Origin of the sequence: Acinetobacter radioresistens DSM 6976 = NBRC 102413 = CIP 103788 (genome assembly GCF_006757745.1) — a bacterium.
In the GTDB taxonomy this organism is placed as follows: Bacteria; Pseudomonadota; Gammaproteobacteria; order Pseudomonadales; family Moraxellaceae; genus Acinetobacter; species Acinetobacter radioresistens.
Map to the genome: position 1 here is coordinate 2,507,712 of NZ_AP019740.1, position 11,927 is coordinate 2,519,638.

The window sequence follows — 11,927 nt, forward strand, 5'->3', positions numbered from 1 at the left end:
CCCCTTAGCGATCCACGTCTGCCATTACGACATCAATAGTCGCTAAATAAATGATCAAGTCAGACACAAGGCTGCCATTAATCACAGAAGGAATTTGCTGCAAGTGCGTGAAGGTCGGTGTACGGATACGGGTACGATAACTCATCGTTGACTTGTCTGAAGTCAAATAATAAGTTGACGCGCCTTTAACCACCTCTGCCATCACTGCGGATTCACCTGCTGGCATCACAGGTCCCCAAGACACACTCAAGAAGTGGGTAATCAGGGTTTCAATATCTTTTAAAGTTTTATCTTTTGGTGGTGGTACAGCCAGTGGATGGTCTGCCTTATAAGCACCAGAAGGCATATTATCCAAGCATTGCTTGATAATTTTCAGTGCTTCGTTAATTTCATGGAAGTGAACCATGACACGCGCGTAAGCATCACCTTCATACTCTACTGGCACTTCAAAGTCGTAGTTTTCATAACCGCTATATGGACGGTATTTACGCACATCAAAATCAATACCTGTCGCACGCAAACCTGTACCCGTTACGCCCCAAGCCAATGCTGCTTTAGCATCATACTGTGCTACGTTTTTGGTACGGCCCATAAACACCGAGTTGCGAAGTGCAGCCGTATAGTATTCATTCATCCGTTTCGGCATCCACTCAAGGATTTCACGGATAAGTTTCTGCCAGTTATTTGGCAGATCATGTGCAGTACCACCAATACGGAACCAGGCCGGATGCATACGGAAACCGGTAATAGCTTCAATTGCATCATAAATTTTCTGGCGGTCAGCAAACATGTAGAACACCGGAGTCATACCGCCGGCATCCTGAATCGCAGTACCGATATATAACAGATGGTTATTGATACGAAACAGCTCTGACATCATGACACGAATACACTGTGCACGATCTGGCACAGTAATACCAGCCAACTGTTCAATCGACATCAGATAAGGCATGTTCTGAGAACAGCCGCCCAGATAGTCTACGCGGTCAGTATAAGGAATGTATGAATGCCAAGTCTGGCGTTCACCCATCTTTTCGGCACCACGATGGTGATAACCAATGTCCGGTACACAGTCCTTAATCTCTTCACCATCTAGCTGCAAGATGACACGGAATGCACCATGCGCAGACGGGTGGTTAGGACCCAGGTTCAGGAACATAAAGTCTTCATCGGCATTGCCGCGTTTTAGACCCCAGTCTTCTGGTACAAAACGCAGATGCTCCTGTTCATAGTCCTGCTTGGCCTTGTCCTGCATATATGGCGTATATTCAGTTGCACGCGCAGAGTACTCTTTACGAAGCGGATGACCTTCCCAGTAAGTTGGCAAGAGAATACGACGAAGCATCGGATGACCTTCGAAGTTAATCCCGAACATGTCATAAGCTTCGCGTTCATACCAGTTGGCATTTGGCCAGATATTGGTAATGGTACCCAGGTTCAAGTCATGCTCATTCAGCGCCACTTTAATCCGGATATCGGTATTGCGCTCAAGCGATAACAAATGATAGAACACAGTAAAGTCTGATGCAGGCAAACCATCACGATGCTGGCGTAAACGCTCATCCATCGCAGACAAGTCAAATAGCATCACATACGGCTTACTTACCGTACGCAAGAACATCAGCACTTCTTGTACACGTGCGCGTTCGACCCAGACCGTCGGAAAATTTTCACAAGTCGGTTGCACGTAGAAGTTCTCACCAAACTTGGTTTTGAGTTCTTCTACAATTGCAAATGCTGGGCGTGAATCAACTGGCGTTGATTCTGGCATAGCAATGTCAGTTTCAGCCATTGGCTTGGCTTCCTATTCAATACAAATTTGGTCAACCCTAACGACAATTACACCCATACGGGTGCATTTAAAAATTCAGTCGCTAAAATTATTCAATTTCATCCATAGAGCGCAAATTAGTCACAGCAATACGCTGAGCCTGTTTACGGTCCCGTTCCGGCATCATCTTTGGCTTATATACTGGCTGAAGATCATCACCGATTATTGTAGAAAGCGGACGGCGCTCTAATTGAATCTGGTCTTGTAACAGCATCAATGCCTGGAGCAGAGCTTCAGGACGCGGCGGACAGCCTGGTACATATACATCTACAGGAATAATTTTATCTACACCCTGGACTACAGAGTAAATGTCATACATACCGCCCGAGTTGGCGCAGGCACCCATGGAAATAACCCATTTTGGCTCAAGCATCTGTTCATACAGACGCTGAATCACCGGTGCCATTTTGGTAAAACAGGTTCCGGCAACGATCATCAGGTCAGCCTGACGCGGTGAAGCACGGATAACCTCGGCACCAAAGCGTGACATATCATGAACGCCTGTTAAGGTCGTTGCATACTCTACATAACAGCAAGACGTACCAAAGTTAAAAGGCCAGATAGAATTTTTACGGCCCCAGTTTACAGCTGTGTGCAGCACGTCCTCTAAACGGGTCATGAACACATTTTTATTCACTTCACTCTCAAGCGGATCAGTTACGATTTGACGCTCTTGAAGCGGATATTGCTCAGCATCTGGATTCGCACGGGTTAAGGTATATTTCATCCCGAGTTACTCCTGTTCAGATGTCAAAACAGTCGATGTTTTTTGTTTCATACGACCTGAGGATTGAGCTGGAATCTGACCCGTTGGGTCCATCACCAGCTCGTCGATAGAGTTGAAGCGGGTAATTTCTGCAAGATCCATATTAGGTGAGCCTACTTTAGGTTTAATCCCTGCTGCTTTACGCTTGTCTGAAGGTGCCCAGTTCAGTGCACCTGTCGACATTTCGTAAATCAAACCAACGAGTAAAACTAAAATAAATACAGCGGCTGTTGCAAAACCGATCCAGCCCACTTCGCGCACAGAAGATGCCCATGCATAAAGATAGAGAGCTTCAAGGTCAAATACCACGAAGAAAATAGCAACAAGATAGAACTTTGCAGACAAGCGAATACGTGCACCACCGGCACTCACTACACCTGATTCAAACTGTTCCTGCTTGGCACGCCCCCATGATTTACCCCCAAGGAGTAAGGGAACTGTCAGCATAAAAACACAAAGAAATGTAACGCCGATCACGAAAGCAATAATTGCCCAATCGTATGGAGTAATGGCACTCATGCGGGGATAACTCCTGGCAGGCCTATATTAACAAAGAATGTATGTATTGGCCGTTTAAATATACCAAACATAAAATTAATCCCGCCAATTGTACCTGATTTATGATTTGACTTGCTAGTTAAAGGCACTTAGTCTTTTGGATGATTTTTTATTCGTTTTTAAACCTATATAGACAAGTCTTGTACTTTTACAGCCATAAAATCGGTTAAAAAAATAATATTTTCAAGCTCTATTGTTTTTTCATATTAATATTCTTTTCTAATATCCCTATTCTTTCAGTTTACATTTTTCTTGATCTTGCTTTAAAACATGACTGTATTTATAAATATTACTCAACTATGATCAACATTTAAACAACAATGCTTTATTAACTTTTTATGAGACTGTAATTATATATCTTGCAAGGCTTAGCTCATGCCCTATTTTCAAGGAAGAATACTAAAGGTTCAGGCATGGCAATACTTCTTCATCTTCGCAATAATGATTTTCGCTTGCTGCATGTGGGGTATTGCAACCCGTCCTTTTAACCATCTGGCAGCTTTCTGGCCAGCTAACTCCATTCTCTTGGGTTGCTTGGCACGCTTTCCGGTTACCCGAAATGCCTATACTTTAGCAGGTGCTTTTACTGGTTATGTAGTTTCAGATCTTCTGTCATTTCACTCATGGAGTATTGCCCTTGGTTTTACTACTGCCAATTTGCTCTATGTAATTATTGCTTTTGCCTTTTATATAAAATTTCGCCCTTATTTTCGTCTACTGCACCAAGGCTATTTTTATTTGTTTCTGCTTTTATTCTGCTGCATAGGCAGTTTGGTTAGCTCACTCTTTATTGCCAGTCTATTTCCTCAATTAGATACCAAACTTATTCACGGCTCATTCTGGACTATTTTTGGCTACTGGTTTAGTGCCGAGTTACAGAATGCGATTTTAATTTTGCCTCTTATTTTAAACTTGCCTTATCAAAAAGGAATTCATCAGATCTTTCGCCCAGCAGATGGACCATATAGCTTTCTGCATATCTTACCCATTTTTGTACTGTTATTTTCGTTATCACTCAGTTACTACGATTCAGGCCCAGGCGCCATTCTTTATCCGATTGCAGCATTAATCTGGTGTGCCCTGAATTACCGGCATTTTACTGTGGCACTGATTACATCAATTAGCTGCTTCTATATTGCTTTTTTCATGTCAGATAAATACCTGACACTTTATCCTGAACAGTACTATCTGGAAATGATTTCACTCCGCTTTGGTATTATTACCATGGCAATTGCCCCCTTAACTGTTTCAAGTATTAACCGCATCCGTTCCCAACTGATCCGGGAACTTCAACACCATGTAGCACATGATGAGCTGACTGCCAGCTTAACCCGGCGCCAATTTATGCGCTCTGCCCATTTACTTCTTAGACAGCGCACTCAGGAAAGTCAGTCACTTGCGGTACTTATGCTTGATATTGATCATTTTAAACTGATCAATGACAAATATGGGCATCAGGCTGGAGATGAGGCATTAAGGGTCTGTGCTGCAGTTATTCGGCGCAGCTTGCGCGGCTATGATCTTTTTGGCCGGTTAGGTGGTGAAGAGTTTGCTATAGTGCTGCTTGATGTTGGTCCTGCTGAGGCATTTGAAATTGCTGAAAGAATAAGAGAAACTTTAAAAACACATATCATCCAGCTAGATGCAGAGACTCAATTTTCTATCCAGATCAGTATTGGCCTGACTTTATTTAATCCGGCAGTCCCACACAATATAGAAGTACTACTGCATAAAGCTGATTTAGCTCTCTACGAAGCTAAACGCTCAGGACGGGACCGTGTTGTGATCACTCAATAATTTTTTGATAATTCAGTTACATGCTTTAATGAACTTAATACACTGCTAATTTTCACTACAGGTTATGCTTAAAATCAAAGAATAAGGAGCAATAACATGAGTTTAAAATTTACCCATAAACCTAATTATTTTTTATATGCAGATTTACTGATTAAATATATACAGGGGTATGTACGTAAATATCCAGAAGTTAATAATGCCATTTTTGACTTAAACGATATTTATAAGCTTTTCACTGAAGATTATGCTTCTACTACCGTTAATCTGGCTGGCATTTTAAATATTGCGGACGAATATACAGTTGAAACTATCAATGGGGACTGTAAAGTAATTCTTAACCATCGTATCGATGTCGAAAATCATAAACTTCTGGTTGATTTTAATCAGGCAGCTTTAGAAGGTTTACGCCAAGGCAATCCACTGATTGCACCTGACCCCACCATCCAGCAATAAGGCTAATATAAAAAAGCACCTGTCAGGTGCTTTTTTTATCGATACGATTTTTTCTGGCTTCATGTTTAAAACGCTGAGCAGGCCAAGTCATAATGAAACGCGCCCCTCCCAAGTCCGGGCTCTGATCAACCTGTATGGTTCCACCAAACCAGTATGCAATACGACTGACAATAGAAAGGCCCAGTCCATAACCACCTGAAGCACGGGTTCTGCTGTCATCTAGACGAGCAAAGGCTTCAAAAATACGGGCACGGTCTATTTCAGGAATACCTGCTCCATCATCTTCAACACTGACATAAGCTTTCCCATCTTTATCGATACCACCCGAAATTCGCACCTTATGGTCACAATAACGTACTGCATTACCCACCAGATTTTGTACTACACGATGAAGGTAGCGGCGTTCAGCATCTACCCGGAGATCAGGGGCTGGTGCTAACAATTCAATTTCCTTTTGGGTCTTTAAAGCTTCTGTTTCGGTTGCTACCTGACTCAGCACTTCTACCAGCGGAAGTTCTTCAAACTCAAGCGAAGGTGTCCCCTGCTCCAGTTTGGCATAAGTCATAATTTCATCAATCAGGGTATTCAGTGCTTCAATATCCTTATCGATCATTTCAATCTGTTGCAGACGATATTCATAATCATCTTCTTCTGCCAGCATTTCCATACCGAAGCGAATCCGGGCCACTGGTGTTCTTAGCTCATGTGAAACGGCGCGCATCAACTCACGTTGTGCTTCAATAAGGCGCTGGATATGATCTGACATATTGTTGTAACTGGCTGCCAGATTAGCCATTTCATCATTACCTTCAATAGGTACACGTAATGACAGATCACCAGATTTCATACGGTTTAAAGCATAACGTACCTGACGGATCTTGCGCTCTAGCGGTACAATTAAACCGTAAACTCCCAAGCTCAATAAAAATAGGCTCAGCAAGGTAATGCCACCAGCCAGCTGGAATGGCATCCAGTTAAAGACCGGCACAGGACCAATCACCAGCACTTCAGACGGATTGCTTGGCATTGGTGAAATAATCGTAATATTGGTACCACGCATGGTCGCGCTGTCTTTATAGAGCATAATGCTCTGATCCTGACGCAGCTGACCGATCTGTTCAGAATCGAGCTGGAGCTCATGCAGGTTTTGAATAGAAATTGGATAAGTAAAGTATTTTTGAATCTTGGCCAGATACTCGCGCTCCTGACCCGGATAGTAAATCAGATAATCTAAAATAAAAATTGGCAAGGCCTTCATTTGACGCTCGCCAATCTTGTCTACTTTGACATAGAGATAATGTTTAGGATCATCTTTTAGCCCAAGAATAATATACGCAGTTGTATTCTTGGCATCATAACGTACTACTGCCTGCAAATTATTGATTCGTTTGCGTTCCGCACGTGACAGCTCTACTTTACTGGCATCAACATAATAGATTGAAAGTTCCAGAAGATCAGAGGCATCCGCAATCCAGTCCAGCTTTTGCTGTTCACTTGGCTGCCGGGAAACCCCCTCACTGATCACATAAGAAATACCATCTGTGAGTGATTCCCGATATTCCTGCGCCCGTTGATAGTTAATGATTTGGACCAGCAGGTAACCAAATACAGCAACTAAAGCAACCAGAACTACAAGTCCTGCGTATATACGCAGGAATATACTGTGTTTGAACACTCGACCAACCTTGTAAGGAGATGAATTTGTTTAGAAGCAAAAAAACCGCTATATCTTATAGACCATTGGTTTCTTTGACAAACAGATATCCCTTGCTTCGTACAGTTTTAATACGTTTTGGATTTTCTGGATCATCACCGATTTTTGGACGAATACGTGAGATACGTACATCGATTGAACGGTCCTGACCATCATATTCAATACCGCGCAGACGCTCAAAGATATCTTCACGTGATAAGATACGGCCCGCGTTCGAAGCCAGTAACCACAGCAAATCATACTCAGCACTGGTGAAATCAACCAGCTCACCATTGAGAGTGACCGAGCGACCGCCATTGTCAATAACCAGATCATCAAACTCAATACGCTGTGCTACTTCATCTTCTACAGTTTTATCTGTACGACGCAGCAGTGCACGGATACGCGCCAATAGTACTCGTGGCTGAACTGGTTTCGGCACGTAATCATCAGCGCCCATTTCCAGACCCAGTACCTGATCCATGTCTTCAGTACGTGCTGTAAGCATCAGAATCGGTTGATGGTAATGTGGACGCACTTCACGACAAACGGTTAATCCGTCTGCTCCTGGCAACATTACATCAAGTACGACCATATCTGGCTGTTCACTGATGATACGGCGGATTGCACGGTTACCATCCGTTTCCACCCCCACTTCCAACCCGTTACGGATTAAGTATTCCTGGGTCAGACGAGCAAGACGCTCATCATCTTCAACGATTAAAATTTTTGGTAACTTTTCTTCTTGGCTCATGAAATATGCCTCTATGTATATGTTTGTTGGTATCTTTAATGAATCGAAACTCAGTGATACGTCATTAATAATTCGCAATATACACACGTTTACATTGTAAACAAGTAGCTGTTCACCAAACTGATACATGTCAGCATTGTTTTGTAATATTCTTTTAATGCTTGATATCACTAGGCTTTTATATAAATTCTAGTATTTGTCCTGGATTTTAGCTTTTTTTTAACCGATAAAATGTATTTTTATATACAAAAGATTGCATTGTTCAGAAACTGAGTAATTGATTCGTCGCTTTTTTAGTTATCCACATAGTTATCTATAAGCATGCTGAACCAGCTTTGTTATGCTATGCCTTAGCCAATAAGGCTTATAGCTGAATGACAGAAAATGGGAAAATTTGCTGCGAAGCAAAGGCCTTTTCCAAGAAAAATTTTTACTAAAATGTCAATATTGATATACCCTAAAAATTCCCGTATCTTGTGTCCAATTCAAATATAAACCACTAAGTCTTGTGTTTATCCTGATCAGCTGTCCTGTTTTGCAAACAGATGAATCAGGCTTATTAAACATAACAATAGATGACAATGGAGAGCGACTGAGATGAGCGCAATCACTTCAACCCCAGGTCAACTTCAGGTGATTAAACGCACCGGTGAGGTTGCCGCTTTCGATGCAGAAAAAATCTCTGTTGCGATTGGTAAAGCATTTTTGGCGGTAGAAGGCCAGCAAAGTGCTGACTCTAGTCGCGTCCATGACCGGATTACCCAATTAACTGAAATGGTCATGAATACCTTCAAGCGTCGTTTACCTTCTGGCGGGACGATTCATATTGAAGAAATTCAGGATCAGGTTGAACTGGCACTTATGCGCACTGGCGAGCAGAAAGTTGCCCGTGCTTATGTTATTTATCGTGAACAGCGTAACCAAGCTCGCCAGCAAACTGGCGCTCATCACCATCCAACACTGCAGATTACTGACAGTAAAGGACAGCTTCAGCCACTGGACATGAGCAAACTTCAAACCACACTGGAAAAAGCTAGTGAAGGTCTGGAAGGCATTGATGTACAGGCAATTATTGATGAAACTGTAAAAAACCTCTATAACGGCGTTAAAGCATCTGATATTGCCACCACCATGATGATGGCAACACGTACCCGTATCGAACAGGAACCTAACTATACTTATGTTACGGCCCGTCTGTTACGTGATGAACTGGTGGCAACCGGTCTGGCATTTTTGGGACTGTCTGAAGATACACCGGAAAGTGAAGCGCTTGAAGGTTTCTTGAAAAAAGGGGTCGAGCTTGAACTGCTTGATGCCGAGTTGCTGAAATTTGACCTGAAAAAGCTGGCAGCAGCAATTCAGCCAGAACGTTCAAACCAGTTTACCTATTTAGGCCTGCAAACCTTATTTGACCGTTATTTCATCCATTCTAATGGGATACGCTTCGAACTGCCCCAACTATTCTTTATGCGCGTTTCTATGGGACTTGCTGTTCAGGAAGATGATCGAGAAGCCCGTGCAATCGAATTTTATAATCTGCTGTCCAGTTTTGACTATATGGCATCTACGCCAACACTATTTAATTCAGGCACCCTGCGTCCACAGCTTTCCAGCTGCTACCTGACCACCATTTCAGATGATCTTTATAATATCTATGGCGCAATGCGTGATAATGCCATGCTGTCAAAATGGGCTGGTGGCCTGGGCAATGACTGGACCCCGGTCCGTGCGCTGAACTCATATATCAAAGGGACTAATGGCAAATCTCAAGGTGTAGTTCCATTCCTTAAAGTTGCAAATGACACTGCAGTTGCAGTTAACCAGGGTGGCAAGCGTAAAGGTGCAGTATGTGCCTATCTTGAAACCTGGCATCTTGATATTGAGGAGTTTCTGGAACTACGTAAAAATACAGGTGATGACCGTCGTCGTACCCATGACATGAACACGGCTAACTGGGTACCTGACCTGTTTATGCAGCGTGTCTTCGAAGATGGTGAATGGACCCTGTTTACCCCTTCTGAAACGCCTGATCTGCATGACCTGACAGGTTCAGCATTTGCAGAGCGTTATGCTTATTATGAGTCTGTTGCCAAAGAACAGAACATGTTGCACAAGAAAATCCGTGCAAAAGACTTATGGCGTAAAATGCTGTCTATGCTGTTTGAAACAGGTCATCCTTGGATTACTTTCAAAGATGTATGTAACCTGCGCTCACCTCAGCAGCATGTGGGTGTGGTTCACTCTTCCAACCTGTGTACTGAAATTACCCTGAATACCAATCAGGATGAAATTGCAGTATGTAACCTCGGTTCTATTAACTTGGTACAGCATGTACAAGGCGGCAAGCTTGACCGCGAGAAACTAGCACGTACCGTAAAAACAGCTGTACGTATGCTCGATAACGTTATCGATATTAACTACTATGCTGTACCACAAGCCAAAAACTCTAACCTGAAACACCGTCCGGTTGGTATGGGTATCATGGGCTTCCAGGATGCACTGTATGAACTTGGTATGGCTTACGGTTCAGATGCAGCAGTTGAATTTGCTGATGAATCTATGGAAGTGATCAGTTACTACGCCATTGAGACTTCAAGTGATCTTGCAGTTGAGCGTGGTGCTTATTCAACCTTCAAAGGGTCGCTATGGGATCAAGGAATCTTACCAATTGACTCTCTGGAAATTGTAGCAAAATCCCGCCCGGACCGTATGTTTGAAGTGGACCGTACCCAACGTCTGGACTGGAATACTCTACGTACTAAAGTCCAGAAAGACGGTATGCGCAACTCGAATGTAATGGCGATTGCACCGACTGCAACCATTTCTAATATTTGTGGTGTTTCGCAATCAATTGAGCCAACCTTCCAGAACCTGTATGTGAAATCAAACCTGTCTGGTGAGTTTACAGTGATAAACCCGTATCTGGTACGTGCCCTGAAAGAACGCGGCCTGTGGGATTCGGTAATGGTAAATGACCTGAAACACTTTGAAGGTTCTGTACAGAAGATTGCCCGTATTCCAGATGAGTTAAAAGCTATTTTTGCTACAGCATTTGAAGTTGAGCCACGCTGGATTGTAGATGCTGCTTCACGACGCCAGAAATGGATCGATCAGGCCCAGTCCCTGAACCTGTATATTGCAGGTGCCAATGGCAAGAAACTTGATCTAACCTATAAAATGGCATGGTTGCGTGGCCTGAAAACAACCTATTATCTGCGAGCGCTTGGTGCTACTTCAGCCGAGAAATCAACTATCAACACTGGTGCATTAAATGCTGTTAAAGCCACAGCAGCGGCCCCAGTAGCTGCAGCTCCTGTGGTAGAAACCAAACCGGAAACTGTAGCTGAAGAAGACGGTTTTGCTCAAGCTGCGCCGGTGCCTATGGCATGTTCGATTGATAATCCTGACTGTGAAGCTTGTCAGTAATCTGACAGGTTTTAAATCCTCCCCGGCCCTCCTTTAATAAAGGAGGGAGAACACTCCCTTTTAAAAAGGGGACTTAGGGGGATTACGAAATTCAGGCAATAAAAAAGCCCTCTAGCGTCCGTCAAAACTAACTAGAAGGCTTTCAATCTCGAAGTGATATCAAGATGGTCACGACGAGGCTGGCATATGTGAATGCGATAGTGATTCTATCATCGAATTAGCTATCGAGCCAGTACAAGTCATCTTGATTTGTATGGAGCAAACGACATGTTAACTCAAAATAAGAGTGTACATGTGCGTTCATACGTTCGACGTCGATTTAATCGATTTGAAACTGTATGTACACACTATCGTAGTCATCCCAAGTGATTGAGATGGTTTGAGAGGCTGAAAGGCCTCTCAATTTAAATAAAAGGAAACCTCAATGCCTCATATGACTCATAACTATGTGTTAGGACTCGCGGTTCTGGTTTTTTCCTTTATTTTTTTCTACGTACCGATGGTATATGCCTTTATTAAAATCCGGGCACAACAGCGTAACCAAAATAAGTAAGATCAATGCAGCCTAATGACTAAAAATAGAGCAGCAATTGGTAAAACTTAATTTTGCTTACACAGAATGAGCGTATAGTAGTGACATCTTCGTATG

General features: G+C 42.9%; 9 protein-coding genes. 4 read left to right on the top strand and 5 right to left on the bottom strand.

What is annotated here, in order from left to right; all coding sequences use genetic code 11:
- Nucleotides 1–4: 4 nt before the first annotated feature.
- From nuoC to ACRAD_RS11765, 3 genes are all read right to left on the bottom strand, one after another.
- Nucleotides 5–1,792: an NADH-quinone oxidoreductase subunit C/D gene (gene nuoC, locus ACRAD_RS11755; RefSeq protein WP_005018663.1), complete on the bottom strand. Its 1,788-nt coding sequence runs from the start codon at nucleotides 1,790–1,792 to the stop codon at nucleotides 5–7.
- A gap of 88 nt (nucleotides 1,793–1,880) precedes the next feature.
- Complete coding sequence (locus ACRAD_RS11760) at nucleotides 1,881–2,558, bottom strand: NuoB/complex I 20 kDa subunit family protein (protein WP_005018660.1); 678 nt, start codon at nucleotides 2,556–2,558, stop codon at nucleotides 1,881–1,883.
- Between the two features lie 6 nt (nucleotides 2,559–2,564).
- Nucleotides 2,565–3,116 (bottom strand): NADH-quinone oxidoreductase subunit A, encoded by a 552-nt coding sequence (locus ACRAD_RS11765; protein ID WP_005018657.1) that lies wholly within the window; start codon nucleotides 3,114–3,116, stop codon nucleotides 2,565–2,567.
- 414 nt (nucleotides 3,117–3,530) lie between these two features.
- Between ACRAD_RS11765 and ACRAD_RS11770 the strand changes: the two genes are divergently transcribed.
- Both ACRAD_RS11770 and ACRAD_RS11775 read left to right on the top strand, forming a co-directional pair.
- Entirely contained in the window at nucleotides 3,531–4,952 is a 1,422-nt protein-coding gene (locus ACRAD_RS11770; protein ID WP_005027683.1) for a GGDEF domain-containing protein, read from the top strand.
- A gap of 96 nt (nucleotides 4,953–5,048) precedes the next feature.
- The gene (locus ACRAD_RS11775) at nucleotides 5,049–5,405 is read left to right on the top strand and encodes a hypothetical protein (RefSeq protein ID WP_005018643.1); all 357 of its coding nucleotides are present in this window, start codon (nucleotides 5,049–5,051) and stop codon (nucleotides 5,403–5,405) included.
- Between the two features lie 22 nt (nucleotides 5,406–5,427).
- On the opposite strand, the gene bfmS is transcribed toward ACRAD_RS11775, so the two are convergent.
- Both bfmS and bfmR read right to left on the bottom strand, forming a co-directional pair.
- Complete coding sequence (gene bfmS / locus ACRAD_RS11780; protein WP_005018642.1) at nucleotides 5,428–7,080, bottom strand: sensor histidine kinase BfmS; 1,653 nt, start codon at nucleotides 7,078–7,080, stop codon at nucleotides 5,428–5,430.
- A gap of 55 nt (nucleotides 7,081–7,135) precedes the next feature.
- The gene (gene bfmR, locus ACRAD_RS11785) at nucleotides 7,136–7,852 is read right to left on the bottom strand and encodes a response regulator transcription factor BfmR (protein WP_005018641.1); all 717 of its coding nucleotides are present in this window, start codon (nucleotides 7,850–7,852) and stop codon (nucleotides 7,136–7,138) included.
- 597 nt (nucleotides 7,853–8,449) lie between these two features.
- Between bfmR and ACRAD_RS11790 the strand changes: the two genes are divergently transcribed.
- Both ACRAD_RS11790 and ACRAD_RS11795 read left to right on the top strand, forming a co-directional pair.
- Complete coding sequence (locus tag ACRAD_RS11790) at nucleotides 8,450–11,278, top strand: ribonucleoside-diphosphate reductase subunit alpha (RefSeq protein ID WP_005027685.1); 2,829 nt, start codon at nucleotides 8,450–8,452, stop codon at nucleotides 11,276–11,278.
- 424 nt (nucleotides 11,279–11,702) lie between these two features.
- A complete protein-coding gene (locus ACRAD_RS11795) occupies nucleotides 11,703–11,831 on the top strand; it encodes a hypothetical protein (protein ID WP_005018611.1) in 129 nt (42 codons plus the stop codon).
- Nucleotides 11,832–11,927 lie beyond the last annotated feature (96 nt).

What these genes read in the sequence shown, in the direction of transcription:
- bfmR (WP_005018641.1), bottom strand. Translation starts at nt 7,852, where the DNA reads ATGAGCCAAGAAGAAAAGTTACCAAAAATTTTAATCGTTGAAGATGAT.
- ACRAD_RS11790 (WP_005027685.1), top strand. Translation starts at nt 8,450, where the DNA reads ATGAGCGCAATCACTTCAACCCCAGGTCAACTTCAGGTGATTAAACGC.
- nuoC (WP_005018663.1), bottom strand. Translation starts at nt 1,792, where the DNA reads ATGGCTGAAACTGACATTGCTATGCCAGAATCAACGCCAGTTGATTCA.
- ACRAD_RS11795 (WP_005018611.1), top strand. Translation starts at nt 11,703, where the DNA reads ATGCCTCATATGACTCATAACTATGTGTTAGGACTCGCGGTTCTGGTT.
- ACRAD_RS11765 (WP_005018657.1), bottom strand. Translation starts at nt 3,116, where the DNA reads ATGAGTGCCATTACTCCATACGATTGGGCAATTATTGCTTTCGTGATC.
- ACRAD_RS11770 (WP_005027683.1), top strand. Translation starts at nt 3,531, where the DNA reads ATGCCCTATTTTCAAGGAAGAATACTAAAGGTTCAGGCATGGCAATAC.
- ACRAD_RS11775 (WP_005018643.1), top strand. Translation starts at nt 5,049, where the DNA reads ATGAGTTTAAAATTTACCCATAAACCTAATTATTTTTTATATGCAGAT.
- ACRAD_RS11760 (WP_005018660.1), bottom strand. Translation starts at nt 2,558, where the DNA reads ATGAAATATACCTTAACCCGTGCGAATCCAGATGCTGAGCAATATCCG.